Raw genomic sequence first — 25712 nt, 5'->3', positions numbered from 1 at the left:
TCGAAGACATTCATTTCAAGATCATTCCATCTACTTTTTTTACAGTCATTATACATTTTATTCATTTTTGTTTTTGGGAGGTGACTGGGATAATTCACCCGTTTGGTGCAAGTAAACGGTTCAATTACATCCCTCACTATTGGACATATTTAGTTTAGCCTTAGTCATTATCTTAATCGCTTTAACCGCCTTTTTTGTTGCTTCCGAGTTTTCAATCATTAGGGTACGAAGCTCGCGAATCGACCAATTGATAGAAGAAGGAAACAGGAAAGCCTTAGCTGCAAAAAAGGTGACATCAGATCTCGATGAGTACCTATCGGCAACGCAGCTCGGCATTACCGTGACCGCCCTTGGACTTGGGTGGCTTGGGCAACCGACAATCTATAAATTGATAGAACCTTTATTCGAGCTATTACATATTCCGAACAAAGTGGCAGGTATTTTGTCCTTTATCATTGCATTTTCCCTAATGACCTTCTTGAATGTCGTCGTAGGTGAACTCGCACCTAAAACGGTTGCCATACAAAAAGCGGAAGAGGTTGCCTTGGCCATCGCCAAACCTCTGATCCTTTTCCATAAGATCGCGTTTCCGTTCATCTGGTTATTGAATCATTCCTCTCGGTTTGTCGTTGGATTATTCGGCTTCAAATCCGCTTCGGAAAGCGAGCTTGCTCATACGGAGGAAGAATTGCGTTTCATCCTTTCGGACAGCTATAAAAGCGGGGAAATCAATCAATCTGAATTCAAATATGTAAGCAATATATTTGATTTTGATGACCGGGTAGCCAAGGAAATCATGGTTCCAAGAACAGAAATCCTTACCATTTCCAAAGATGAAACCGTACAAGGTTTCGTCGATGTTGCCAAAACGGAAAAATACACGCGTTACCCCGTTGTCGAAGGTGATAAGGATCATGTGATTGGCTTGGTCAATCTGAAAGAAGTTTTTTCTGACCTAATTAAGGACCGGGATATCCAGTCCAAAACCATTGAACAATATACCCGCCCGATCATTCGGGTCATGGAGAATATACCCATTCACACATTACTGCTAAAAATGCAAAAAGAGCGGATTCACATGGCCATCTTGATGGATGAATATGGTGGTACTTCCGGTCTCGTCACCGTTGAAGATATCCTTGAGGAAATCGTCGGGGAAATTCGTGATGAATTCGATATCGATGAAGTTCCTTCCATTCGTAAGATCAAGGATGGACACTATATCTTGGATTCCAAACTTCTAGTAAAAGACGTGAATGACTTACTTGGCATTCACCTGGATGAAGAGGATGTAGATACAATCGGTGGCTGGATCTTAACGGAAAATTATGATGTACTAGTTGGCGACATCATGGAAAAAGATGGTTTCTGTTTCAAAGTCATTGAGATGGATGAACACGCCATCCGTTTTATTGAAGTGACAAAAAAAGTAGAACAGCTGACACTTGAGGAGAACCTTCCACAAGATTAAGAATAAGAAAAATGGCCCTCGTATTCTTACCGGGGCCATTTTTTTATATTCTTTTATCAGACCCAACCTTTTTGACCGTCACGATTGGCGGCGGGCTCTTTTTCTTCCAAATGATATACAACATGATCAAGACGAATGAAAAACCTGCTACAGGAATCAAATAAGGTGCAGTGATTTCTCTAATTTGTTGCCAATTCTCCCCCAAAATCCGACCCAATGACAAGAACAATATCGTCCAAGGGATGACGGCTGCCACTGTATAAAAAGTGAATGTCCAGGCGGACATCCGGGCAATCCCAGCTGGTATGGAAATGGCATGTCGTACGACAGGAATGAAGCGAGCTGTGAACACCACCCCCACCCCATACCGTTGGAACCATTCTTCGGCCATTATCATATGAGCTTCTTTAATGAATATATATTTTCCATACTTTAAAAGGAATGTCCGTCCTCCATAATAACCAGCCCAATAAAGGAATAATTGGGCAATCGTACCTCCCATCACCCCTGCGATAACGGCACCCAAAAAGTTCATCTTACCCATTCCGATCAAATAGCCACCGTATCCAAGTACGAGCTCACTGGGGATGATTTCCACCATCAACCCCAATAAAATACCGATATATCCCATCTCCGCAAACCAATTCAGTATCTTCATTATCAGCTCTGACATCATGTAATGACTCCCTTTTCCGCTAATTTTGACTTGGTTGTCCTTCTATCCTATTGCGGAAAAATCCGTTCTATTCATTTTCCTGAAAAAAGGAACAGTCAGATTGGGATATGATTTTAGATAACAAAAAAAAGACCAGCTTGTCTTTCCCGGTCTCCTTGTGATTAATATTCTTTTATTTCCTGTTTTTGTACATCGTTTGAAAAAGCAGTTGCGAACTCTAAGGTGAGTAAGGATGAATCAGTGTGAGAAATATTCGTGAAAATCTCCTGACGTGATTTCGTTTTTTGAATATGGACCCCGAGATTTTTGTACTTGTTGATTATTTCATTTTTCATGCTTACCCTCCCTTCCTGCTGTATTCGTTATCCTTTACGTTCCCATTAAAAGTAAGGCTAAAACCTATCTGGATAAATACTCGCCAAAAAGGGTAGATATTCTCATCAATTAACCTGTATCGTTTGTAACTGATGTTCATGCACTTCTTCTTTTTCCACATGCACCTGAATCTTATAAGTTCCCGCCTCGTCAAAGGACACTTTATTTAGATATGTCCCTTTTCCCTCTTCTTTCGCCTTGGTGAAATAACTTTCTTCACTGCCTTCTTTCCACACCTCAAAATTTACATCTGCATCAGTCAAAGGCTTCCCATCCAAATGCACATTGGCTTCAAAGGTGGAACTGTTCCCCGCCGTCACAGGATTGTTATGAAACTCGATCAGAACATTCGACCTTGGGTGTACCGAGGTGTTTTCACTTTCATTATCAGTAATGACCACTTCTTTTTCCGGCATCACATGTTGATTTTTAGCTGTTACATGGGCAATTACATGATACTTTCCTTGTTCCTTGAAGGTGTGCATCACTTGATATGTCCCGCTTCCCGTATTCTTTGCATCTAACATTTCCCGTTTATCCTGTCCGGATTTCCTCACTTCAAAAAGAACCTCACCAGCTTCATTTACAAGTTGGCTTCCTTCCTTCACTGTGGTTTCAAGGATGACCTCTTTTCCGGAAACCAATGTCCCTTTAACGGATATAGTAGCCTCCATGGTTTCAGGTATGGCATTGCTCACTTCTTTATCTTCTGGCTTTTCGGTTTCCTGACATCCTGCTAACGCAAACAATAATATGGCTGACAAATAAAATTTCTTCATCGAAAACTTCCTTCTTTTTCATAATTAACCGATAAGACGGTCGTTTTATACACCATCCTTCCCAGATAACTGAAATATATACATTCTATTAAGTTGCGGTCCGCATCACGGTTACCGAAGTCAGCATCGCCACCGCGATGATGGTCAAAAATGAATAGAAAAACACAGTCAGGTCCACCACGCTCAGGCCCACAATGAGGACACATCCATCTATGAAGAAAATTAACATGCCGGCATTAAGCCCGCTTTTCCTGGAAATGATCTGTGCAAGCATGTCGGTCCCGCCTGTTGATGTACCATACCGGAGCATGAGCCCGATTCCCAGCCCGATTAATCCCCCTCCGATTATGGCACTTATATAGATGGGAAGATTCCAATCGATGACAGCCTCGGAAAAAATATCGATACATAACGAAGAGAAAAGTAGGCCATGCAAACTGTTGAGGAATAGTTTTTTTTCGTAATACCAAGCATATATATATAGGGGAATACTGCTCAGAATAACGCCTAACCCAGTTGGAAGCCCTAGAAAATAATGAATGATTAAACCAATCCCAATCATGCCACCATCCAACAAGTGATAAGGGATGAGAAAAAAATTAATTCCTACGCCCACAAGCAAACTTCCGGCCATTATGGCTGCCATCTTTTCGATGATCATCATGACTTCCACATCCTTTATAATGGATAATCTTGTCCCAATCCTATATCCTATGTACAGAGAAGCTAAAAATTAATAAAAGGCCTTTTTTATTTTTTATAGGCATAGACCTTTAATTTTCTGAATATTCCATTATATAATGGTTATAGGAAAGGAATTGGTCAAAAACCGTCAAATAGTGAAACAAATGAACCTTTTACAAGCCATTTCCACCATTTTGCGAGTATTAGGCAATTTGACTGGATGACTAACTCTTTCTATAATGAAAGTATTTAAATCAATTAAACTGAGGTGATTGGATGGGACATTAAAGAACGTTCGTTGTGACGGACGGACGCTGCTTTGCCTGGCGAAAAAGTGCACGGTATTAAATAATCTTGCTTGCATTTTCCTTGCAAAATTCTTCTATTTCCCGTCTACGTATCGCTAATACACATATACTAGTACTCTATTCATTTAAAAACGGAGTGTAAACTTGCAGCCTTCATGCACGACTCCAGTACGTTTTAGCTATTTAGCACGACAAAAAAAATATACTTGTATATTTTAAAAATGTAGGAGGTGGACTCCTTATTCGTCTCATAGGCGATGTAAGGGAGACTTTTTGGACATAATAAACTTGGTACTTATTGCCATTTTAATTGCTTTAACAGCATTTTTTGTAGCTTCGGAGTTTGCGATTGTTAAAGTGAGGAGCACGAAGATCGATCAATTAATTGAAGAAGGTAAGCCGAATGCCCTAGCAGCAAAGAAGGTCACATCCAATCTCGACGAATACCTGTCAACATGCCAACTGGGAATTACAGTTACGGCATTAGGACTTGGGTGGCTGGGAGAACCGACAGTTGAAAGTATTTTGGGCCCGCTTCTCACTCAATTAAATATCCCTGAATCTGCTTCACATATCCTTTCAATCGCGATTGCCTTTTCTTTGATCACCTTCATTCATGTGGTGGTGGGAGAACTGGCACCAAAGACGATGGCCATTCAAAAAGCAGAGCAAGTAACATTATTCATTGCCAAACCGCTAATTGGATTTAACAAAGTCATGTATCCTTTCATCTGGGTACTTAATGGCTCTGCAAGAGTGCTAACAAAAATGTTTGGATTAAAAGCAGTTTCTGAGCATGACTTGGCTCATACGGAAGAAGAGCTTCGCATCATTGTTTCAGAAAGCTATAAAAGCGGCGAAATTAACCAATCTGAGTTTAAATATGTGAATAAAATTTTTGAATTCGATGATCGCATAGCAAAGGAAATCATGGTTCCTCGTACCGAAATCGCCACGATTTCCAAAGATGATACCATACAGCAGTTTTTTTCCATCATGGCTGAAGAAAACTTCACTCGATACCCAGTTATCGATGGTGATAAAGACCATATCATCGGACTGGTCAATATCAAGGAACTTTTCACGGAAATGATAGACAAGAAAAATCAGGCAACATCTACGATCAATCGTTATGTTCGTCCGATCATTCGTGTCATCGATAGCATCCCCATCCACGATTTACTATTAAAGATGCAAAAAGAACGTGTACACATGGCAATCCTCATGGATGAATATGGCGGCACATCGGGATTAGTCACCGTTGAAGATATCCTGGAAGAGATTGTCGGTGATATCCGGGATGAGTTCGACTTAGATGAAGTCCCTGACGTTCGTAAAGTGAAGGAAAATCATTATATTATCGATGCAAAGGTATTGGTCAGTGAAATAAATGATTTACTTGGCATCGATATCAACGATGAAGATATCGATACGATGGGTGGCTGGATTCTTACCGAGAACTACGAAGCCAAACAAGGCGATATTCTGAATTATGGACCTTACCATTTTAAAATAAAAGAAATGGAAGACCACCATATCAGCTATATCGAGATTTATAAACCTGCAAAAGCAGTAAGCGAAGTAAAGGAATTTCCTTTAATGTCGCAGACTGAAATCGTTTCTTAATGGAAAACCCCGCCCTAGTTTATTAGGACGGGGTTTTTTCTACCCTACATCATGGCATCTTCCATGATTTCACTTTCATTATGGTTACATGAGACAAAAAACTTTCATATTATAGTAAGAAATCCCCCTCTATTTATAGTGATTGAGGTATAGTTCTACCTTTCTTGTTTCATACTGTTAAAGAAACATCATCATAATTAAGGAGTGAAGACTGATGAAAGTTATAACCATTTGCCAGCAATGCAAAGGGAAAGGCAAAACTCGCTATCTACAGTTCTTTTCACGGAACTGCAATCATTGTAAAGGAAAAGGTAAAACGGTTAAAGATATGTCCAATTCAGTAAACTCCATTAAGAATTTCTAACAATGGCTCATATTTTAAAATGATGAAGCTTGATGACACCAGCCCTCTTCAATGTATTATAAACGATGAGAATAGCCGGCCCTAGGAAAAGTCCGATTACCCCCAGCACTTTAAATCCTAAATAAAGACTGACAAGCGACGCTAGCGGGGTTAAACCCATATTTGCTGAATAGATTTTTGGCTCAATGGTCCTCCTGACAACGGTTATGACCAGGAACAAGATGATTAGACCAATGCCAAGGTGATGATTTCCTTGCGTCCATACAATGACAGCCCAAGGAACGAGCACTGACCCTGTTCCCAATATCGGGAGAATATCGACGATGACGATTAAAAGAGCCAAGAGCAAGGTGTATTTCACATCTAGAATCCATAGTCCCGCATAGGCCATCAAGAACGTGAATAAACTCAATACAATCTGCGCCCTAAAGAATCCGACAGCCGCCATACTAAGATCTTGATAAACCATGGTGATTTTTTGGTAGGTTGACTCCCTTAAAAAAGAAACTAGCTTTCTCTTCAACATCGGAAGCTCAAGACTGATTAAGAATAAAGCAATTAAATAGATTAAGAAATCTATAAAAAAGGCGGGTACGAGCGTAACAAGCTGAACCATGTCCTGGACAAAGTCCTTCGTAAACCCTTCAAGAGCCATGACCCCTTTTTCCATCGTAAGTTCGATTGACTGAATGAGATTAGGCGGCAACGTTTGGGAATATTGCTCCCATTGCCTGATGACCGGCAAAATTGCCGTGAGATAAATTTCTCGAATTAAAATCGGTAGCTTTTCAGAATGGACGATGATCCGTTTGATAAGAACGGAAAGCGAGAAATAAATCAAGCCGATAAAGCCACCTACATAGATAATGAAGGAAACCAACACGCCCCAAAGGCGATGTACGTTTAACATTTTGCTTATAAAGTTCACTAATCCATCCAATATGATGGCGGTTACTAGAGCAAAAATCAGCGCCCACGAGTAAGGAATCAAGAATATAATCCCTAAAAGGATAGCCGCCTTCCAAAACCAGCGAAAAAACATAGCGAAATTCAATTACTACACCCCCTTGCCCTTTCCTATTTCTCCTATATTTATGAAAGAATCTCCCATATATTTCGGTTATACGTTTTATTTTCTCATTTCAAGGGAAAAGATAAGGAAAGAGATGGAGGGATCGATTATGGATAACTTAAAAAAAGATAAAACTCTGCAGGAACGTAATGATAAATCCAAGGCTTTCAAAGAAAATCAGGAGAAACAACTAGAACGTGATCAGCTTGTCATGCCCATCGACGATTTGCCACTAGAAGACATTAAATACGAAAAAGAAGAAGAACGAAATAAAGAAGAAACCAAACACCGCTCCGCAAGCGAAAGAATTTAACGACAAAAAACCAGCTTCCATGCTGGTTTTTTTAGTTGATATTTTTGTAAGGGGCAAATTGGAAAAAGATAGTTCCCCATGATTTTCAAGACGATACTTAAAATTTCTGTATGTTTGTCGTATAATACAAAGGGTCGTTCTCTTTTTGGCACTTGTTTATGTTCAACTGCTCACAAAGTACGACAAATGATACCCCTTACATGTCTTGAAGATAAAATCGGTTATGAGTAAAATGAATCATATGAATCTTTCTTTATCTTAGACTTTTTCAATTTATAAATTATAATGAAGTGGCCGCTCATTATGAAGGAGAATTATATGAAAAACAAACAAAATCAGCTATTCCATCAACATTTACAATTATCCAGAACTATCGTAAAAAATATGAACGAACAGATCACAAGCCTGAATATTTATCATAACCAATGGACAATCTTGAATTATTTAAAGAACTGCGGTTATTCTACCATCAATGACATATCCAATTATCTAGACGTTGATAGCGTGATCATTACCCGTTCCGTGAATAGCATGGAAGAGAACCATATGATCAAACAAGTCCCTGGGAAGGATGAAGAGGAAAAGCGAATTGAACTCACGCCCAGAGGAAAAGAAGTACATATGAAATGCATGAAGATTGCGGATAAGATCGAAGGAAAAGCCTTAGATGGCATTTCCGAAGAAGAGCAGGACTTATTTTTCCAAACACTGCTTAAAATTCTAAATAATATTAGAGATTAATTGCCATCATTCTTTTAAATCCCTTTTATATAAGCGATTCAAAAGCTAGAGCCACGCCTTTTTTAACAGGCGAATCCCTTCTTTGATATCTGATTCAGATAAACCGCCATATCCCATCAAAATGGTTGGATGGTTGTCTTTCTTTGAATGATAAACCGAAGTGGGGTACACCTTCACTCCCTTTCTTTCAGCGGTTTGAATAAGCTCGGCTTCGGATTTATCACTATGGACTTGCACTAGAATATGTAGTCCGGACTTCTCTCCTATTACCGTTATTTGATCATGGAAGGTTTCTTCTAGTTCAGCAAGCAACACTTGATTCTTTTTTCGATACAGGATTCTCATTCTATTCAGATGCCGTTCCCAATGGCCATCTTTTATAAAAAGACAGACCGTTTCTTGGATCATTTTGGAAATGGTCTGTTTGTATCCTTGTAATTTTCTTTGGTAAAGATCGGCTAACTCAGGAGGTAGTACCATATATCCCGCTCTAATCGTGGGAATCAATGATTTAGAAAACGTGCCTAAATAGATCACCCTTCCACCTGTATCCAGACCTTGCAGAGACGGTATAGGTTTGCCTGTATGTCGGAATTCCCCATCATAGTCATCTTCAATAATATAGCCATTCTTTCTACCTGCCCATTTCAATAATTCCACCCTTCGTGATATGGGCATGATCATTCCTAACGGGAATTGGTGAGAAGGGGTAACATAGGCGATATCAGCTTGGCTTTCCTTTAATGATTCCACACACAACCCGCTTTCATCACAAGGAATGAACCTCATCTCAGCTCCCTCCACTTTCAATACTTCTCTCACCCGATGAAACCCGGGGTCTTCCAACCCAAATACTCTCTCCTTGCCAAGAAGAAGCCGCAAAAGATGAATGAAATACTGTGTACCCGCTCCGATGATGATTTGATTAGGGACACACCGCACCCCTCTTGACTGAAAAAGGTAGTCCGCAATTTCGTTCCTAAGACCATGCTCCCCTTGAGGGTCCCCGCTGATGAACATGTCCCTTTCCTGAAGGTACAGCGTATTATTCATGCACTTTTTCCACACGGTATGTGGGAAGGAGTCGATATCCACATGGCCATAATGAAAATCTATCATGTTGGTTACAATTGGCAAAATGGTCTCTGGATTACTAGTTGTGGTTACTTGCTCCATAATGGAAGAAATCCGATCGATTTCCGCTGCGAAATATCCTTTTCTCACCCGGCTCTCCACATACCCTTCCGCGATTAGCTGCTGATAAGCTGAATCCACCGTATTCAAGCCAATACCTAAATGAACGGCTAGCTTTCGTTTTGAGGGTAACTTCATTCCAGCCTTTATTTGCCCATTCTGAATTTCCCTTTTCAAATAGTGATACAGTTGAACATATAATGGTCGATCCTTTGTTTTTTCGAGTTGAAAAGTGATTTCGTACATGGCGCCCACCCCTTTACTGGTTCCATAAATTATAACAGTTCTGGTTCTTATTATAGTACCAGATTTTTTTTATAATCAGGATATTACTTGATTGGAGGAATGAACATGAAGCCGTTTGAATTAACCGGGAAATACGTTTCACTGGTACCCCTGATGGAAAATCATATCGAACCGATTTACACAGCCTCCCTCCCCAAAGAAATCTGGGTGTGGAGTGCGACGAAGATTTTGTCTCATCAAGACGCTGTGGAATTTGTACAGCAAGGCATCTTATCAAGGGAAAAGAATCAGCACCATCCCTTTGCGGTAATCGATTCTTCGACTCAATCGGTTATCGGCAGCACAAGCCTAAGGGATATACGATTCGATAATCAGACAGTGGAAATCGGCTCGACCTGGTATCACCCTTCAAAGTGGAGGACAGCCGTCAACACCGAATGCAAATATTTACTTTTACAGCATGCCTTTGAAACGTGGCACATGAATCGTGTAGAATTCAGGACAGATGAGCTGAACAGTGCTTCACGTGCGGCCATTGCTAGGCTTAGAGCTGTTGAAGAGGGGATGTTACGAAAAGAAAAAGTACTGAAAGATGGGAGAGTCAGAAATACCATGGTGTTCAGTATCCTCAAAGAAGAGTGGCCGAATGTGAAGCAGAAGTTGGAAGGGTTTTTGGGGAAATGAATCATTTTTGGGGAAATGAATCAAGAGAGTGCCCATTCATTTGGACACTCTCTTGACCATGGATTAATTTTCGGATGATTGTTTATGAGCTGTACTTTCCTTCTCCTTTTGCTGTAAAGATTCATTCTGCTTTTTAATAGAACGAATGAATATGAATACGACAATAGCGAAAAAAAGTGGCATGAGCAACGCAAATAATAGATAAATGGAATCGCCGAAAAGCATGATTTTTCCTCCTATGCTCTATCCAGTAAGATGGGATGCCTACATCGGATTGATTTCCCTAACGCCATTAGGTGCTCCCGATGGTTTGAGATAAACGAATCATGTCCCTGCACTGTATCCCATTTTCATAAATGGGCTCTGGATAATTCCTCGTGAAAAAATCGCGATCGATATCGGTTATTCTAAATCCACATTTTTGATAAAGGGCCAGCTGCCCCATCCCTGAATTACCCGTGCCGATTTCGATGGAGTGATACCCCAGTGATTTCGCATGATGAATCGCATGATTGACCAGTCTTTTCCCCAGGCCTTCACCTTGGTATTGTTCCGCGACAGCAACGTTGACGATTTCTATCGTGTCATCGGTCAATTCCTTCAAGACATACACACCGGTTATCAGCCCATCCGATTCAGCGACAAAACACGTGCCCCTCTCCAAATAGGTCTCAACCAATTCTTTTGAAGGATCAGCAAGCAACAGTAACTCCATCGGTGGTACTTCATCTGGATTCAAGGGTCTAATTTTCATGACATACTCTCCTAGATTCAATATTCATTTCTTCAACCAACTCTCCCATCAATACCGAGACGGGAAGCGTTTGACTCCGTTTGTATCCTTCTCCTGCCCATAGAGCCATCAATTCAGGTTCGCCTTTTTGTCCCGCCACCTTTCGCATCTGTTTCGTCATGTGATGAACATAAGGATAGGCTGCCGGGGCGACCCTGTCATATTCCATTAAGAAGCGATTCACCAATCCCCGAGCACGGCGGCCGCTAAATGCCCGGGTGATCGCCGTATCGGTAAACCGTGGATTATGGAGCGCTGCCTTATGAGCTGGGCTTGCGCCACTTTCCGGGCAACATAGAAAAGCGGTTCCCAACTGTGCCGCTACTGCCCCTGCTGCAAGAACAGCGGCAATGTCTTTTCCATCCATCAATCCGCCTGCGGCAATTATCGGCACGTTCGTTTCTTTTTTTACGATCTTGATCAATTCCAAAAGCGCTTGGTCACTTTCTGTCTCGTTATCAAAACTGGCACGATGGCCGCCTGCCTCAATCCCTTGTACACAAAGGATATCCGCTCCCGCCGTCACTGCAATTTGTGCCTCTGTAGGGCTCGTCACCGATACCGCAACAAGTGTACCGGCATGTTGGAGTTCCTTGATGATACCGGATTCTGGACACCCAAATGTGAAACTCACAACGGCGACCCGGAGTTCTTTTAACACGGCTATTTTATTGACCCAGTCATCATCGTCGCTCATGGGTTCCCCTATTGAAGCCCCTACACTTTCCGCCTCTTTTTGTATTTTTTCCCGGTAGGCGGTGAGTCTGGATTCATCCACAACCTCTTTACTTGGCACGAACACATTCACGCCAAAAGGCCGCCCAGTCAATCGGCGCACCTCTTCCATTTCGTTTCTCATTTCCTCTGCAGTTTTATAGCCAGCTGCGAGAAACCCCAATCCTCCTGCAGCAGAAACCGTTGCGGCCAGTTTCGGTGTGGATGCGCCTCCAGCCATTGGGGCTTGAATGATGGGATATTTCATTAAATCTTGAAGCATTTTTAACAGGCCCCTTTCATTTTTCATGATTCACTTATCAAAGTTATGTTTTCTTGGTATAATGATTGTCTGTAAGAGAAAAGTGTCTTAACTGATCACCCTTTATATCTTGCAAATATAAATCACAGGTGGTAATTAAAAAATGGAAACAAAACCATATAGAGTTTTATTGTATTACTTGTATACACCAATCGAGAATCACGTAGAGTTCGCTGCCGAACATCTTGCGGCATGTAAAGAACTTGAATTGAAAGGCCGGATTTTAGTTGCCCAGGAAGGGATCAACGGTACGGTATCCGGTACAATCGAACAAACCGAAAAATACATGGACATGATGAAAAGCGATCCCCGCTTTGCTGATATGGTCTATAAAATCGATGAAGCCGATGGCCATGCCTTCAAAAAAATGCATGTCCGTCCAAAAAATGAACTGGTTACGCTTCGATTGGAAGATGACGTCGATCCAAACCAGACGACAGGGAATTACTTAAGCCCAAAAGAATTTTACGAGCAAATGCAAGATGAAAATACAGTCGTACTTGATGCGAGAAATGACTATGAATTTGATTTGGGTCACTTCCGCGGCGCAATCAAGCCAGATATCACAAATTTCCGTGAACTTCCGGAATGGGTACGTGAGAATAAAGAGATGTTTGAAGGTAAAAAAATCCTTACGTATTGCACAGGCGGAATCCGTTGCGAAAAATTCTCCGGATGGCTTGTCAAAGAAGGCTTTGAAGATGTCAGCCAGCTTCACGGAGGCATCGCAACATACGGAAAAGACCCTGAAGTGCAAGGCGATCTTTGGGATGGTCAAATGTATGTATTCGATCAAAGAATTGCCGTTCCGATCAATCAAAAGGAACATGTCATCGTCGGCAGGGATATCTTCTCCGGCGAACCATGTGAGCGTTATGTGAACTGCGCGAACCCGGAATGCAACAAGAAAATCCTTTGCAGTGAAGAAAACGAGCACAAACACTTACGCAGCTGTTCCCACGAATGTCGGGTGCACCCACGTAATCGCTATGTAGTCGAGCATAACTTGTCTGAAGAAGAAGTGGCAGAACGACTACAACTTATTAAAGAAACCGCTACAGCAGAATAAGCCATGAAACCCGAATCAATCGACTCCTTGTCCTGATTCGGGTTTTTTCATGCTTTTCTCTTACTTCTATATCACGATAGAAAAATCCTTTTTTTCAGCTTTTTTGTCTATGGTTGAATTAATATGTTGCGTGGTTGAAATATTGCTTGGTATGGTTGAAATAATTCGGATTGCGGTCGAATTATCGCCGTTCGTGGTTGATTTAGGCCAAGCTAAGCTACAAATAGTATGCAAAAAGCGATTCCTCCATAGAAGAATCGCTCATGCCCTTACTTATCTGTGCTTACTACAATCCCGCATGCTTGCCTGTCACCGGCATCACCTGTTTTTAACGTGTCTTCATTCGGTCCCTTTTCTCCATCCGCTTCATAATGGTCAGGAATATTGGCAAAGTTGTCCGGATTTGCATGAACGATGACCGAAAGCTCTTCTTGCTTCAGTTGTTCCACTGTCATGTTATCCAACGTGGCTGTATATTTGGCTGTTCCATCTTCTTTAACAAAAAGAGGAAGCATATCCCCAGCATGATGGGAGTGCTTTTCATCTGTTGGATTGAAGTGCCCCCCGGCTGTAGTAAAAGGCCCTTCCTTTGCATCCGCTTCACATGCTGCATTTTCATGAATATGGAACCCATGATAACCGGGTTCTAACCCTTCCAGTGCCGCTTCGATCAAGACGGAATTCTCTTCCGCGGAAAAATTGACAGTACCTAAAGTTTTACCCGCAGTATCCTTAACTTCCGCCTGTGCTTGTGGGTCCACTTCCGTTTGTGTTCCCTGTACCGGTTTTGAATCTTCCACGGTTTTGTCTGCATTCGTTGAGTTATCCTCTGAATTGCATCCGTACAACAAAAAGGCGGCACATGCTGGCAACAGCAGCTTTTGCTTATAGTTCATCATCAGTACCCTCTCTCTCTTTCATTTATCTATAGTCTTCTTAATCATTTCCACTATTTTGAAAGGATAAACAGAGAGAGGGATAAATGGGAAAATAGATTCTATGAGCATGATAAAAATCTAACTAATCTCACAGTAAAAGATTTTCCATACTAGTTTATTAGACTCACCTCTTATAATGGAATCACCCCAAGAGTGATAGCCACGATCGTCATTACAATCGTTGTCCCACACGCCCATTTAAATAGAAACTTTTGATGATCACCAAAGTCCACACCAACCAGCCCAATCAGAATGAATGTGGCAGGAACCAAGGGGGATAAGGGAAAGCCTGTTGTGGAATGACCTAATAAAGCCGCCCTCCCGATTTCAACTGGGGCAATTCCAAAGTTCGCCGCAGCCTCGCTAATGATGGGAATAATTCCAAAGTAATATGCGTCAGGTGAAAAAATGAAGCCCATCGGAATGCTAGTAAGTGCCACAACAACAGGTAGATGTGCACCAAGCCAATCCGGAATAACGGTCACGATGGAAGAAGCCATCGAATCCATCATCTTCGTTTCCGTGAAGACGCCCGTGAAAATACCCGCTGCAAAGATAAGTGTACAGATCATAACAAAACTATTGGCATGGCTTAATATCCTTTCCTGCTGTTCTTTTGGATTTGGAAAGTTAACGAATAATGCTATGGCAAAAGCCGAAGCGAATAAGATTTGTAGAGGCAACACTTCCATTACCAAAAATACCATTAACGCGATCGTCAATAACCAATTAAACCAAAACTTCATGGTTGTACCATTAGTAGCTTCAACCGCAGCAGCCTGTTCACCCAACCCTGAAGGCATTGGTGTCTGCAATGGAGTGATGCCCAATCTGGCTCTTTCCTTCTTCCCAAGGATATAGGCGGAAAACAGCGTCCATATCAGCCCTGCAATCATGACCGGAATGAGAGGAATGAATAAGTCTGATACTTCCACTTGTAGACTGGCTGCTGCTCTTACCAACGGGCCGCCCCAAGGGATGATATTCATGACGCCTGCAGCTAAAGCAACCACACACGCCAATATAAGCCTATTCATCCCTAACCTTATATAGAGCGGCAACATGGCTGTTACGGTGATCATGAAGGTGGAAGACCCGTCACCATCTAACCCTACTAGCATCGTGATGATGGCAGTGGCCATCACAACCTTTAGTGGGTCCCCCTTCACAAGGCTTAGTATCTTGGTAATCATAGGTTCAAATAAACCAACGTCTAGCATCAAGCCAAAATATAAAATAGCAAATACAATCATAACGGCCGTTGGCGTTACCTTTATAATCCCCGCCATCATCATTTCTCCCATTTCCGACGCAAACCCACCGATCAATGCAAAAAGGATGGCAGTGAAAATGAAGGCAACCACTACAGAAAGGCGCTTTGAAATGACCAAAATAAGAAATGTAAAAATCATGCAAAATCCAAGAATCGATAACATGTAGACTCTCCCCTTACTATTTGAAATATTAACTTTCATCAAATATTTTATATTTTCTGAAAAATTAGTATTTAGTTAGTATAACACTGGGTATTTCATTAAAAAACAACTTTTTCAAACTAGATTTTTTTCTTGCCCTGAAGCATGTCTGAATCAAATACATTTAATAGAATAGGGTAAATCTGTATACTGAATAGTAAATATCAGGTAGAAAGAAGTGTTACATGTATATGGATGTTAAATTGGCCAAACGGAATCTTTTCATCATGTGGTTTGCCAACTTCTTCATCGGTGGTAGCATGACGATGGTTCTTCCCTTCATCTCGTTATACATCGGTACCTTTGGCAATTATTCGGCACAATATGTCCAGCATTGGTCGGGGTGGACATTCGGAATTACCTTTGTGACAGCCTTTTTGTTTTCCCCCATTTGGGGACGAATCGGGGACCGTTATGGTAGAAAGAAAATCCTGATTGCCTGCGCCTTCGGTATGGGCCTATCGATTTTCTTGATGGGATTTGTAGAAAATGTCCTGCAGTTGTTCTTATTAAGAATGTTCATGGGCATATTCACTGGATTCATCTCCATGTCACAAGCTTTCATTTCCACACAGACACCTAAAGAGATTGCCGGAAGGGTCTTGGGTACTCTTCAAACGGGAAATATAACCGGCTCCCTTTTCGGACCATTGATTGGCGGCGTACTTGCGGATACTCTCGGCTACTCAACAGCGTTTAAGTTCACTTCCATCACAATTTTCGTCTCTGGACTTCTTGTATTCGCAACCAAGGAATATCAAGTTCAGCGACAAAAAGGAACAAAAGCCAGTTATTCGAGCCGGGAGGTCCTCTCGCACATTTTACGGAACCCCATTCTAGTGAATGTCATGCTCATATCAACGATTGTCCAGGTGGCTCATTTCAGCATCCAACCCATTCTATCTTTATATGTCGGGGAACTGCACGGAACTACTAATCTGGCCTTTTACTCAGGCATCGCCTTTTCCGCAGCTGGTCTCGGAAACTTATTGATGGCCAGGTACTGGGGCAGGATAGGCGACCACCATGGGCATATAAAGATTCTGGTGCTCCTTCTTTTCCTCACAGCACTCGTATATTTGCCTGGAGCTTTCATCAATCACTTTTGGCAACTTGTATTTGTACGGTTTGCATTAGGTATAGTCATAGGGGGAATTATCCCTGTAAGGATTGCCTATATCCGCCAAGAGGCTCCCGTTGCCATGCAGGGGGAAGTGCTTGGATATAATACCAGCCTCCGCTTTTTAGGCAATATCATCGGCCCGGCAATGGGAGGGATGGTTGCTGGATTCTATGGATTTTCAGCCGTTTTTATAACGACCAGCTTCCTACTGCTGATAGCAGGACTCGTCCTGTATTTGGCGGTGCATCGCAATCCGGAGTTGGCCCGGCATTCACATTGATTTGACCTTTAGCAACAAGAAGACACCCATTAGATGATCCATCTAACGGGTGTCTTCTTGTTCATTCAAACTTACCCAACAAGATGGTTGGACCCTCTCTGTAACAGAACTCCTCTCGTCCGATTTCTAAAAATTTATTTTTTTACATATTCACGATAAAATAGTATAATATACCTAGTAATATATACCTAACAAGGGGTGTCAACATGTATCCGACCTTCACATATTATGCAAAAGTTCACATCATCAAGGATCAGCGTTATTGTGAATGTGGAATTATTCATAATTACCGGGGAATATTCGAGAAAAAAGACCTGAAGAAGGTTAAGTTTAAATCGGTTTCCGATATCACCTGCAGATCTTGTCGGGAAAAGTTCTTAAACGAAAACCCTAAGTCCTAGGGATATCTATTCATTTCCTCGTCTTCCTCCTTCTGTTTTTTTAAACATTATCGTGTTTTTCTGTATATTTATAGATTTGATTCTTTTTTATGTTAAGATTATTTAAGGTGAAAATCCACAAACCAGACATATCAAGCTTTTGAGGTGGTGGGTAGATTTCCAAGATTTACTTTTTTCTTGGTTTTTTTCGCCTAAAATTAGTTTAAAAGAGGGTTAAAATGCTTTTTCCTACTATCAAAACGGATGAAAGACACATCGTAAAAGACAAACATACGTGTGTATGTGGTACGAGATACAACGTATTCGCTATGTTAACCAGAAGAGACCTTAGAAAGATCATCTTCAAGCATTATAAAGAAGTAACCTGTACAGCATGTAAATCTAGCATTATACATAAAGAAGAATAAGCAGGACATATCCCCCTCCTCTCTCTAATGCTTCTACATACTCATGCAATCAAGTCCACCCCTTTCATAGTATTATTTCATTCATCCCACAGTGTAAGGAACCGGAATTTACTTATGACTCGTAAGTTCAACAAAAAAAGACCATCACTGGTCTTTTTTTGTTGAAGGTGGCCCACTTGGATCTTTCTATTTGGCCTAATTGATATAAATAAGGAAATTTCCATTCAATTATGAATCCATAGATAGAATAATGAAGTCATGCTATAATCTAGTACGTTACAATAGCCAATCCATACTTATATAGAGAAAAAGGAAGTGTCATTTTGAATATATCTACATTAAAACAGGAGTGGTTTTGCAACGTCCGCGGAGACGTACTTTCCGGAATCGTCGTTGCCCTGGCCTTAATTCCTGAGGCAATAGCTTTCTCCATCATTGCCGGGGTCGACCCGATGGTGGGATTGTATGCTTCCTTCTGCATCGCCATCGTCATCTCCTTTGTTGGTGGAAGACCAGGCATGATTTCAGCGGCGACCGGGGCGATGGCACTCGTGATGGTTGACCTTGTAAAGGATCATGGCTTGAACTATTTACTTGCCGCAACCATATTAACTGGGATCCTTCAAATTCTACTGGGCGTCTTTAAAATTGGGAAGCTCATGAAGTTTATACCGAAGCCGGTTATGACTGGCTTTGTGAATTCTTTGGCCATTATGATCTTCATGGCTCAGCTCACTCATTTCAAAGGGGAAACGTGGGTCATGTATGTCATGACAGCTGGTTCACTCGCCATCATCTACCTTTTCCCACGGATAACCAAGGTCGTCCCTTCCCCGCTGGTCGCAATCATCTTCATGACCATCGTGGCCGTTGCAACAGGGGCTACTGTACGGACCGTAGGCGACATGGGGCAATTGAGCGAGGCTCTTCCCATGTTCTTGATTCCGGATATCCCTTTATCATTCGAGACATTGGCCATCATTTTTCCTTATTCCATTGCCCTAGCGTTTGTCGGATTGCTTGAATCCTTACTAACGGCTCAAATCGTTGACGAAATGACCGATACGGATAGCAATAAAAACCGGGAGGCCAAAGGTCAGGGAATAGCGAACATCGTGGCCGGTTTCTTCGGCGGGATGGCCGGATGTGCAATGATTGGACAATCCGGTATCAACATCAAATCCGGGGGACGAGGTCGGCTGTCCACTTTCGTCGCCGGGGCCTTTTTGTTAATCTTGATCGTGTTATTGAATGATGTCCTCATTAAAATTCCGATGGCCGCCCTTGTTGCGGTCATGATCATGGTTTCCATCGGGACTTTTGATTGGTCCTCCTTGAAGAGACTTCGGATCACTCCTAAAACCGAGGCGATAGTCATGATCGTAACGGTTATCGTTGTTCTTTATACGCATGATTTATCCAAAGGCGTATTCGCCGGGGTACTCTTGAGTATGATTTTCTTCTCGGCTAAAATTTCGAAAGTGTCTGTCGAGAAAACAGCGGACAACCAGGCTCGGCAAATCACTTATCGGATAAAAGGCCAGGTGTTTTTTGCATCGGTCCAAGACTTCATTTCGAAGTTTGATACGAAGGAAAAAGCAGATTCCATCATCATTGATTTTTCCAATTCGAAAATATGGGATGCCTCGGCTGTAGGCGCCGTCGAGAAAGTCATCTTAAAATACAGAGTACAGGGGAAAACGGTTCAAGTGCTCGGACTTGATCAGGAAAGTTCTCAGCTGCTAAAGAACCTCGCCTCATATGAAAAGTAAAAGGATGCATGGCTTCCCTGCATAAATTCTTGATGAACCGCCAAACTAGAGTGAATGATACTCTGGATTGGAGGGAAAACCATGTCATCCGAACAGGATTATACTGCAGCAGATTTATCACCTGACCTTCTCAATGAGTTAAAACTCTTTGAAGGCAAAATACGTGAGGAATCCAACAAAGAGCTTATCGTGATTGCGTATGAAAAAGAGAATGAAGCGTTGAATTGAAAAAAGGACTCGAAGCCACTTTCAAAGTGGCTTCGAGTCCTTTTTTTATTACTTAGCGAAGATGTCGGTTAAAACTGGTACAATTTGTTTTTTACGTGACACGACGCCTTCCAATACAGCAATGTTCTTATTCAATGTTACGTTATACGCTTTCTCCACTGCATCCGCTGATGCTCCTAGAGCCAAGGCAACGGAATCATTCGTTAAGATATCCGTTACGACGAATAAGAATAAATCCAATTCTTTCGCGGCAATAACTGCATGAATCGCTGCTTCAATTTCTGATTGCTTTGCAAGCACTTCATTCGGGTCAACAGCATTCACTTGAGCAATCTCAACTTTTGCCGTTCCCATTGAAAATTCTTTTGCATCAAGTGTGATGAGCTGATCGATGGTTTTGTCACTCAGGTCAGCACCCGCTTTTAGCATCTCCAAGCCATATGTTTCAGCATTCACGCCAGCAATTTCCGCTAACTCCATAGCAGCTGCGACGTCTTGCTCCGTGCAAGTAGGCGATTTGAATAATAAAGAGTCGGAAATGATGGCTGAAAGCATAAGTCCTGCAATGGCTTTAGGCACTTCAATTCCGTTTTCTTTATAAATCTTATTTAAAATAGTAGCCGTGCAGCCAACTGGTTCTGCGCGGTAATATAAAGGATCACTTGTTTCGAAATTAGCGATACGATGATGGTCGATGACTTCCAATACGCGTACCTGGTCAATGTCTTCGGCACTCTGCTGACGTTCGTTGTGATCGACTAAAATCACGCCATCCGCTTCCCCAGCCACTTTTTCAACAAGGCGGGGTGCTTCGAATTTAAATTGGTCCAACGCATATTGTGTTTCACCATTCACTTCACCAAGACGAACAGGTTCAGCTTGGATGCCCAGCTGCTTTTTTAGGTCAGCATAAGCGATTGCTGAACAGATAGTGTCGGTATCCGGATTCTTATGTCCAAAAACTAATATTTTTTCCACGATTTTTTCTCCTTTTTCCTAAATGATTTGGCAGGGATTTTTCTTTTCATAACCAGAATCCCTAGTTTTGCTATGCAATTTATTTTAACACAAAAACCCTGACATTCCGCGATGGAATTTTGTATTCCTCCCTATATTCTTTCATCATCCTCTTCCTTTATCCGACCTTGTCAATAGATATGAATCAGTTTTTCACAAATATATATGTTGAATTATCAGCATGGATGGCTTACGATAATATAAGCATACATACTAGATATTGACTTTTCCAACAACATAAATAACTATATATAGAATTATTAACCAAGGTGCCAGAGATGGCTGAAAAGGGAATCCGGTGTGAACCCGGAACTGTCCCCGCAACTGTAAATGTGACGAAATGAGAAAACCACTGTATAGCTCTCTATACGGGAAGGACTCAAAGTAGGATGATCATGAGTCAGGAGACCTGCCTGGTTTTTTCAAGTTTCTTATTCTTCGGGGATTGAGATGATGAAACGATAGTGTAACGGCTATTTTTTCATGGCTCTTTTATCCTATCGTTTGATCCGCTCAATTTATTGGGCGGTTTTTTTTATTCGCGTACATTTAAGAGGAGGAACATTTATGACTCAAACATATAACCCTACCATAAAAAATGACACAGAAACAAATTCAACCCAGCTGGACATGTTATCCAAGGATTTCGAAGGCCGTCTTGATATGGAAAAGTTCAAAAAGCGTTTTACTAAATGGCTCGATCGAAAAGGTGATGCTTCAGAAGAACAAACATCGAAAAAGTTGATCCAGCTTGCACTTGAAAGTGTCGATATCGATGCCCCAGACTGGACATTCGTCGCCGCAAGGGAACTATTGAATACCATGTATCGTGATGCCCAAAAGAACCGGGGCTATGAAGGCCGGAACTATGGACCTTTCTATGAATTGATTCAAGAACTCTCTCAGCAGCATGAAGGCCAACGTTACCCTGTTTATAAAGCAGAGCTTCTCGACTCCTACACAAAAACGGAAATCGAAGAATTGGGTTCGGTCATCGATCCGGAAAAAGATAAACTATTTTCATATATCGGAATCTATCTTTTGAATGATCGCTACTTAGCCCGTCCAAAAAAAGACAAGGTCTATGAACTTCCCCAGGAGCGCTTCATGATCATTGCCATGGAAATCATGAGACTGGAAAAAACGGAACACCGACTGCAGCTTGTCAAAGAAGCCTACTGGGCAATGTCGAACCTATATATGACGGTAGCGACCCCTACCCTCTCAAATGCCGGCAAGACACACGGGCAATTGAGCTCATGCTTCATCGATGCAATCGAGGATTCCATCGACGGAATTTATCAATCAAACTATGATGCCGCAAAAGTTTCCAAGTTCGGGGGCGGCGTTGGTCTATATGTCGGGAAAATCCGTTCGCTTGGTTCTGATATCCGCGGTTTTTCCGGTAACAGTTCAGGCACGACTCCCTGGATTCGCCTCTTTAACCAAACGGCCGTCAGCGTCGATCAATTGGGGCAACGTAAAGGCGCAATCGCCATCTATCTGGATGCGTGGCATAAGGACATCATGAGCTTCCTTGACTTGAAGACGCAAAACGGCGACGACCGCTTAAAGGCGCATGACATCTTCACGGGCGTCTGCATCCCCGATTTATTCATGGAAGCCGTGCGCGACCGGAAAGATTGGTATCTCTTCGACCCGCATACCGTGAAGCAAACCCTTGGGTTCTCCCTCGAAGATTTTTATGACGAGAAAAAAGGGGAAGGCAGTTTCAGGGACCATTACGCCCTTGCTGTAGAGGCGGCGGAGAATGGCATACTTCCAGGCTATAGTTTCGAGAAAATCAAAGCGATGGACATTATGAAAGGCATCATGATTTCACAATTAGAAGAAGGCGTACCCTATATGTTCTACCGGGACGAAGTGAACAGAAAGAACCCGAACAAGCATAAAGGGATGATCTATTGTTCTAACCTTTGTACGGAAATCGCCCAGAACTTAAGCCCTTCAACGATCACCGACGAATATGAAACGGAAGATGGCGATGTCGTCGTAGTTCGCAAAAGCGGGGATTTCGTTGTCTGTAACCTTTCTTCCATCAACCTGCCTCGCGCGGTGAAGAGCGATGTATTGGAGAGACTGATCCCGATTCAGATCCGCATGCTCGATAACGTCATTGACGTGAATACCTTACCGGTCAAGCAAGCTTCCATTTCGAATAAGCGCTACCGCTCCATCGGCTTAGGAACTTTCGGGTGGCATCATTTACTGGCGACGCAAAATATCTACTGGGAGTCCGATGAAGCCGTTAAGTACGCCGATACCTTATATGAGAAAATCGCTTATTTAACCATTAAAGCATCCAATGAATTGGCCAAGGAAAAAGGAACCTACCCATACTTCGAAGGGTCCGATTGGCAAACGGGGGAGTATTTCGACCTTCGTGACTATAGAGATCCAAAATGGTTGGAATTAAAAGAAGAAGTAAAGCAGTATGGTACACGAAACGGCTATTTAATGGCAATCGCCCCCAATTCATCGACTGCCAAAATCGGTCATTCCACGGATGGCATCGACCCGTTATATGAAATCGAGTTTTATGAAGAAAAGAAAAACTTCAAATTTAAAGTGACAGCGCCTGGATTGACGCCCACTACGTATGAATACTATAAAAAAACGCGCTTCCATTTGGACCAAAAGGAAAGCATCAGACAAAATGCAGCACGTCAACGTCATATCGACCAAGCCATCAGCTTCAACCTGTATGTACAAAACACGATCAAGGCTAAAGTGTTATTGGACATCCACCTAACAGCATGGGAAAGCGGATTGAAATCGACTTATTATCTTCGTTCCACTTCATCCGAATACGACAATGCCTGTGAGAGCTGCTCCAGTTAACGAGTGGGAATGGAATTTACTTTATTGAAGGAGATTTTACAGATGACAAACCATATCAAGAAAATCAGGATGCTCGAACCAACCCATCCTACCAAGGCAACCGGCGTTTTCAAAGGAGAAGCTTCAGGCTTTCTCCTTTGGAACGACATTCAGTATGAAAAATTCTATGATACCTATACACAGCTCATCAACAATTTTTGGAAGCCATCGAGTGTGAACATGATTCAGGATAAAAAGCAGTGGGGTGAATTGGATGAGGATATCCAGGATGCTTTCCTCGACATCCTCACGATGATTGCCGGGATGGACAGCCTGCAAACACCAACATTAGTGGAGATCCTTCGATACATCAAGGATCCGGCAGCAAAGGCGATCCTCGCCAACATGGCCCAGCAGGAATCCATTCATAATGAATCGTATTCTTACATCCTTGCTTCCTTGATTCCTGTCGGCAAGCAAAAACAGCTTTTTGACCGGATCAAAGAACACCCGGAAGTGATCAAGCGGAACCAACCGATCGTGGATGCCTACCAAACATTTGTGGACGATCCTAGCCCTCAGCACTTATTCGAGGCGCTCATCCATTCCACGAACCTTGAAGGGATCTATTTTTACCTGGCTTTCGCCTTCTACTACAATCTGGGCCGGCAAAATCTCATGACCGGTTCGGCAACGATGATTTCCTATATTCATCGCGATGAAATGGTCCACTTCGATTTCATTGGCATGCTTATACAAATTTTAATGTATGAATATCCGGAACTGAATAATGAAGACAATACGAAGTTCATCTATACGACGATTGAAAAGGCCGTCGAGCTTGAAAAGGAATGGTCCGAATATATGCTTGAGGATATCCAAACGAAAGCAGATCTCGATTTGGAAGAGTTCAACGAGTATATCGAATATATCGCCAACAAACGATTACGCATGCTTGGACTTGAAAACTTGTATCAAGAGTATAGTGAAAACCCGATGCCCTGGATCAAAACGTTCGACGATGAATCCATCGGGCTGACGAAGACCGACTTCTTCGAGCAAAAATCAAGGACCTATAGCCAAGTAAATGCAAGCAACGGGTTCGATGAGCTTTAAAACCGCCATCGTCCATCATTCGGCAGGCGGCAATACAAAGGCGCTTGCTGAAGTCCTTGCATCCCTTTTGCCCGAAGCAGAGCTATTTCGGGTTCTTGAATTTGATATACGTACAGTGCATGAGTATGATTCGTTGATTGTCGGTACTTATACTTGGGGAAATGGCGAGCTTCCTGCCAGAATGTCCGCCTTCTATTCGGAGCTAGAGCAAATGCCGATTTCACACCTGAAAACAGGAGTCTTCGGAACGGGTGAAACCAATTACAATCATTTTTGCGGAGCCGTCGACCAATTTCGTGACATGCTATTTGCCAAGAGCCAATTGGTCGCTACATTGAAAATCGAACAAATGTATCAAGAAGCGGACCTACCCAGGATAAAAAAGTTCGCCTCTCTATTTACAAACTAACAAACTCCCAAGCTTGTAAATACAAAATAAAAAGACCCCAAATTGGGGTCTTTTTTAACATTCAATTATTTTTGAACGTTAGCAGCTTGTGGTCCACGAGCGCCTTGCTCGATTTCGAAAGAAACTTCTTGGCCTTCTTCAAGTGTTTTGAAACCTTCACCTTGAATAGCTGAGAAATGTACGAATACGTCGTCTTGTCCTTCAACTTCGATGAAACCGAAACCTTTTTCTGCGTTGAACCATTTTACTTTACCTTGTACCATGTTAGTTCCTC

General features: G+C 42.1%; 25 protein-coding genes and 1 riboswitch. Of the genes, 12 read left to right on the top strand and 13 right to left on the bottom strand.

The window, feature by feature from the left end; genetic code table 11:
- Window positions 1–139: 139 nt before the first annotated feature.
- Window positions 140–1471 carry a hemolysin family protein gene (locus ACIQXQ_RS03955; RefSeq protein ID WP_402955541.1) on the top strand — a complete coding sequence of 444 codons (1332 nt, stop codon included), beginning with the start codon at window positions 140–142 and terminating at the stop codon, window positions 1469–1471.
- A 43-nt stretch (window positions 1472–1514) separates the two neighbouring features.
- On the opposite strand, the gene uptA is transcribed toward ACIQXQ_RS03955, so the two are convergent.
- The 4 genes from uptA to ACIQXQ_RS03935 all read right to left on the bottom strand — a co-directional run bounded on the left by uptA (window position 1515) and on the right by ACIQXQ_RS03935 (window position 3965).
- Window positions 1515–2144: an undecaprenyl phosphate transporter UptA gene (uptA, locus tag ACIQXQ_RS03950; RefSeq protein ID WP_402955538.1), complete on the bottom strand. Its 630-nt coding sequence runs from the start codon at window positions 2142–2144 to the stop codon at window positions 1515–1517.
- Between the two features lie 164 nt (window positions 2145–2308).
- Window positions 2309–2482, bottom strand: coding sequence for an Lmo0850 family protein (locus ACIQXQ_RS03945; RefSeq protein ID WP_402867631.1), 174 nt, complete (start codon window positions 2480–2482; stop codon window positions 2309–2311).
- 105 nt (window positions 2483–2587) lie between these two features.
- On the bottom strand, window positions 2588–3301 hold the full coding sequence (locus ACIQXQ_RS03940) for a FixH family protein (protein WP_402867630.1): 714 nt from the start codon (window positions 3299–3301) through the stop codon (window positions 2588–2590).
- Window positions 3302–3389: 88 nt separating this feature from the next.
- Window positions 3390–3965 (bottom strand): YitT family protein, encoded by a 576-nt coding sequence (locus ACIQXQ_RS03935; RefSeq protein ID WP_402867629.1) that lies wholly within the window; start codon window positions 3963–3965, stop codon window positions 3390–3392.
- Window positions 3966–4566: 601 nt separating this feature from the next.
- On the opposite strand from ACIQXQ_RS03935, the gene ACIQXQ_RS03930 reads away from it, so the two are divergent.
- On the top strand, window positions 4567–5919 hold the full coding sequence (locus ACIQXQ_RS03930; protein ID WP_402867628.1) for a hemolysin family protein: 1353 nt from the start codon (window positions 4567–4569) through the stop codon (window positions 5917–5919).
- Between the two features lie 371 nt (window positions 5920–6290).
- Here ACIQXQ_RS03930 and ytvI read toward each other — a convergent pair whose 3' ends face one another.
- A complete protein-coding gene (gene ytvI / locus ACIQXQ_RS03925; RefSeq protein WP_402867627.1) occupies window positions 6291–7337 on the bottom strand; it encodes a sporulation integral membrane protein YtvI in 1047 nt (348 codons plus the stop codon).
- Window positions 7338–7464: 127 nt separating this feature from the next.
- On the opposite strand from ytvI, the gene ACIQXQ_RS03920 reads away from it, so the two are divergent.
- The gene (locus tag ACIQXQ_RS03920; RefSeq protein ID WP_402867626.1) at window positions 7465–7668 is read left to right on the top strand and encodes a hypothetical protein; all 204 of its coding nucleotides are present in this window, start codon (window positions 7465–7467) and stop codon (window positions 7666–7668) included.
- 318 nt (window positions 7669–7986) lie between these two features.
- Window positions 7987–8409 carry a MarR family winged helix-turn-helix transcriptional regulator gene (locus ACIQXQ_RS03915; protein WP_402867625.1) on the top strand — a complete coding sequence of 141 codons (423 nt, stop codon included), beginning with the start codon at window positions 7987–7989 and terminating at the stop codon, window positions 8407–8409.
- A gap of 45 nt (window positions 8410–8454) precedes the next feature.
- Here the strand turns inward: ACIQXQ_RS03915 and pdxR are convergent, their stop codons facing one another.
- Window positions 8455–9849, bottom strand: coding sequence for a MocR-like pyridoxine biosynthesis transcription factor PdxR (gene pdxR / locus ACIQXQ_RS03910; RefSeq protein WP_402955535.1), 1395 nt, complete (start codon window positions 9847–9849; stop codon window positions 8455–8457).
- Between the two features lie 105 nt (window positions 9850–9954).
- On the opposite strand from pdxR, the gene ACIQXQ_RS03905 reads away from it, so the two are divergent.
- On the top strand, window positions 9955–10533 hold the full coding sequence (locus ACIQXQ_RS03905; protein ID WP_402955532.1) for a GNAT family N-acetyltransferase: 579 nt from the start codon (window positions 9955–9957) through the stop codon (window positions 10531–10533).
- Window positions 10534–10596: 63 nt separating this feature from the next.
- On the opposite strand, the gene ACIQXQ_RS03900 is transcribed toward ACIQXQ_RS03905, so the two are convergent.
- The 3 genes from ACIQXQ_RS03900 to ACIQXQ_RS03890 form a co-directional block, all read right to left on the bottom strand.
- Window positions 10597–10758, bottom strand: a complete 162-nt coding sequence (locus ACIQXQ_RS03900; protein WP_402867622.1) for a hypothetical protein — start codon at window positions 10756–10758, stop codon at window positions 10597–10599.
- 67 nt (window positions 10759–10825) lie between these two features.
- Window positions 10826–11287 (bottom strand): GNAT family N-acetyltransferase, encoded by a 462-nt coding sequence (locus tag ACIQXQ_RS03895; RefSeq protein ID WP_402955529.1) that lies wholly within the window; start codon window positions 11285–11287, stop codon window positions 10826–10828.
- Window positions 11277–12323, bottom strand: coding sequence for a nitronate monooxygenase (locus tag ACIQXQ_RS03890; RefSeq protein WP_402955526.1), 1047 nt, complete (start codon window positions 12321–12323; stop codon window positions 11277–11279). Before ACIQXQ_RS03890 ends, ACIQXQ_RS03895 begins: the two co-directional genes overlap by 11 nt.
- 142 nt (window positions 12324–12465) lie before the next feature.
- Here ACIQXQ_RS03890 and trhO point away from each other — a divergent pair, with 142 nt between their 5' ends.
- Window positions 12466–13431, top strand: a complete 966-nt coding sequence (gene trhO / locus ACIQXQ_RS03885; RefSeq protein ID WP_402867619.1) for an oxygen-dependent tRNA uridine(34) hydroxylase TrhO — start codon at window positions 12466–12468, stop codon at window positions 13429–13431.
- 269 nt (window positions 13432–13700) lie between these two features.
- On the opposite strand, the gene ACIQXQ_RS03880 is transcribed toward trhO, so the two are convergent.
- Complete coding sequence (locus ACIQXQ_RS03880; RefSeq protein ID WP_402867618.1) at window positions 13701–14330, bottom strand: superoxide dismutase family protein; 630 nt, start codon at window positions 14328–14330, stop codon at window positions 13701–13703.
- Between the two features lie 170 nt (window positions 14331–14500).
- Complete coding sequence (locus ACIQXQ_RS03875; protein ID WP_402867617.1) at window positions 14501–15805, bottom strand: CitMHS family transporter; 1305 nt, start codon at window positions 15803–15805, stop codon at window positions 14501–14503.
- A 224-nt stretch (window positions 15806–16029) separates the two neighbouring features.
- On the opposite strand from ACIQXQ_RS03875, the gene ACIQXQ_RS03870 reads away from it, so the two are divergent.
- The 3 genes from ACIQXQ_RS03870 to ACIQXQ_RS03860 all read left to right on the top strand — a co-directional run bounded on the left by ACIQXQ_RS03870 (window position 16030) and on the right by ACIQXQ_RS03860 (window position 20055).
- The gene (locus tag ACIQXQ_RS03870) at window positions 16030–17247 is read left to right on the top strand and encodes an MFS transporter (protein ID WP_402955523.1); all 1218 of its coding nucleotides are present in this window, start codon (window positions 16030–16032) and stop codon (window positions 17245–17247) included.
- Between the two features lie 1131 nt (window positions 17248–18378).
- Entirely contained in the window at window positions 18379–19827 is a 1449-nt protein-coding gene (locus ACIQXQ_RS03865; RefSeq protein ID WP_402955520.1) for a SulP family inorganic anion transporter, read from the top strand.
- A gap of 81 nt (window positions 19828–19908) precedes the next feature.
- Window positions 19909–20055 (top strand): hypothetical protein, encoded by a 147-nt coding sequence (locus ACIQXQ_RS03860; protein ID WP_402955517.1) that lies wholly within the window; start codon window positions 19909–19911, stop codon window positions 20053–20055.
- Between the two features lie 48 nt (window positions 20056–20103).
- Here the strand turns inward: ACIQXQ_RS03860 and ACIQXQ_RS03855 are convergent, their stop codons facing one another.
- Window positions 20104–21033 (bottom strand): manganese-dependent inorganic pyrophosphatase, encoded by a 930-nt coding sequence (locus tag ACIQXQ_RS03855; protein ID WP_402867612.1) that lies wholly within the window; start codon window positions 21031–21033, stop codon window positions 20104–20106.
- A 288-nt stretch (window positions 21034–21321) separates the two neighbouring features.
- A riboswitch (cobalamin riboswitch) is annotated at window positions 21322–21503 on the top strand.
- Window positions 21504–21639: 136 nt separating this feature from the next.
- Between ACIQXQ_RS03855 and ACIQXQ_RS03850 the strand changes: the two genes are divergently transcribed.
- Genes ACIQXQ_RS03850 through ACIQXQ_RS03840 form a run of 3 tightly spaced genes read left to right on the top strand, consistent with a single transcriptional unit; the run spans window position 21640 to window position 25438 of the window.
- Entirely contained in the window at window positions 21640–23934 is a 2295-nt protein-coding gene (locus ACIQXQ_RS03850) for a ribonucleoside-diphosphate reductase subunit alpha (protein ID WP_402955514.1), read from the top strand.
- 42 nt (window positions 23935–23976) lie between these two features.
- On the top strand, window positions 23977–25029 hold the full coding sequence (locus ACIQXQ_RS03845) for a ribonucleotide-diphosphate reductase subunit beta (RefSeq protein ID WP_402955510.1): 1053 nt from the start codon (window positions 23977–23979) through the stop codon (window positions 25027–25029).
- Complete coding sequence (locus ACIQXQ_RS03840; protein WP_402955507.1) at window positions 25019–25438, top strand: flavodoxin domain-containing protein; 420 nt, start codon at window positions 25019–25021, stop codon at window positions 25436–25438. The genes ACIQXQ_RS03845 and ACIQXQ_RS03840 overlap by 11 nt, the downstream gene beginning before the upstream one ends.
- Window positions 25439–25503: 65 nt before the next feature.
- On the opposite strand, the gene ACIQXQ_RS03835 is transcribed toward ACIQXQ_RS03840, so the two are convergent.
- The gene (locus tag ACIQXQ_RS03835) at window positions 25504–25701 is read right to left on the bottom strand and encodes a cold-shock protein (RefSeq protein ID WP_028393295.1); all 198 of its coding nucleotides are present in this window, start codon (window positions 25699–25701) and stop codon (window positions 25504–25506) included.
- Window positions 25702–25712: the final 11 nt, after the last annotated feature.

It is taken from the genome of Peribacillus sp. NPDC097198 (genome assembly GCF_044762055.1).
In the GTDB taxonomy this organism is placed as follows: Bacteria; Bacillota; Bacilli; order Bacillales; family DSM-1321; genus Peribacillus.
The sequence above is the reverse complement of the archived record's forward strand: the minus strand, read 5'-3'. Positions and strand labels throughout refer to the sequence as shown.

What these genes read in the sequence shown, in the direction of transcription:
- uptA (WP_402955538.1), bottom strand. Translation starts at nt 2,144, where the DNA reads ATGTCAGAGCTGATAATGAAGATACTGAATTGGTTTGCGGAGATGGGA.
- ACIQXQ_RS03945 (WP_402867631.1), bottom strand. Translation starts at nt 2,482, where the DNA reads ATGAAAAATGAAATAATCAACAAGTACAAAAATCTCGGGGTCCATATT.
- ACIQXQ_RS03940 (WP_402867630.1), bottom strand. Translation starts at nt 3,301, where the DNA reads ATGAAGAAATTTTATTTGTCAGCCATATTATTGTTTGCGTTAGCAGGA.
- ACIQXQ_RS03935 (WP_402867629.1), bottom strand. Translation starts at nt 3,965, where the DNA reads ATGATGATCATCGAAAAGATGGCAGCCATAATGGCCGGAAGTTTGCTT.
- ACIQXQ_RS03920 (WP_402867626.1), top strand. Translation starts at nt 7,465, where the DNA reads ATGGATAACTTAAAAAAAGATAAAACTCTGCAGGAACGTAATGATAAA.
- ACIQXQ_RS03915 (WP_402867625.1), top strand. Translation starts at nt 7,987, where the DNA reads ATGAAAAACAAACAAAATCAGCTATTCCATCAACATTTACAATTATCC.
- pdxR (WP_402955535.1), bottom strand. Translation starts at nt 9,849, where the DNA reads ATGTACGAAATCACTTTTCAACTCGAAAAAACAAAGGATCGACCATTA.
- ACIQXQ_RS03905 (WP_402955532.1), top strand. Translation starts at nt 9,955, where the DNA reads ATGAAGCCGTTTGAATTAACCGGGAAATACGTTTCACTGGTACCCCTG.
- ACIQXQ_RS03900 (WP_402867622.1), bottom strand. Translation starts at nt 10,758, where the DNA reads ATGCTTTTCGGCGATTCCATTTATCTATTATTTGCGTTGCTCATGCCA.
- ACIQXQ_RS03895 (WP_402955529.1), bottom strand. Translation starts at nt 11,287, where the DNA reads ATGAAAATTAGACCCTTGAATCCAGATGAAGTACCACCGATGGAGTTA.
- ACIQXQ_RS03890 (WP_402955526.1), bottom strand. Translation starts at nt 12,323, where the DNA reads ATGCTTCAAGATTTAATGAAATATCCCATCATTCAAGCCCCAATGGCT.
- trhO (WP_402867619.1), top strand. Translation starts at nt 12,466, where the DNA reads ATGGAAACAAAACCATATAGAGTTTTATTGTATTACTTGTATACACCA.
- ACIQXQ_RS03880 (WP_402867618.1), bottom strand. Translation starts at nt 14,330, where the DNA reads ATGATGAACTATAAGCAAAAGCTGCTGTTGCCAGCATGTGCCGCCTTT.
- ACIQXQ_RS03875 (WP_402867617.1), bottom strand. Translation starts at nt 15,805, where the DNA reads ATGTTATCGATTCTTGGATTTTGCATGATTTTTACATTTCTTATTTTG.
- ACIQXQ_RS03870 (WP_402955523.1), top strand. Translation starts at nt 16,030, where the DNA reads ATGTATATGGATGTTAAATTGGCCAAACGGAATCTTTTCATCATGTGG.
- ACIQXQ_RS03860 (WP_402955517.1), top strand. Translation starts at nt 19,909, where the DNA reads ATGTCATCCGAACAGGATTATACTGCAGCAGATTTATCACCTGACCTT.
- ACIQXQ_RS03850 (WP_402955514.1), top strand. Translation starts at nt 21,640, where the DNA reads ATGACTCAAACATATAACCCTACCATAAAAAATGACACAGAAACAAAT.
- ACIQXQ_RS03845 (WP_402955510.1), top strand. Translation starts at nt 23,977, where the DNA reads ATGACAAACCATATCAAGAAAATCAGGATGCTCGAACCAACCCATCCT.
- ACIQXQ_RS03840 (WP_402955507.1), top strand. Translation starts at nt 25,019, where the DNA reads ATGAGCTTTAAAACCGCCATCGTCCATCATTCGGCAGGCGGCAATACA.
- ACIQXQ_RS03835 (WP_028393295.1), bottom strand. Translation starts at nt 25,701, where the DNA reads ATGGTACAAGGTAAAGTAAAATGGTTCAACGCAGAAAAAGGTTTCGGT.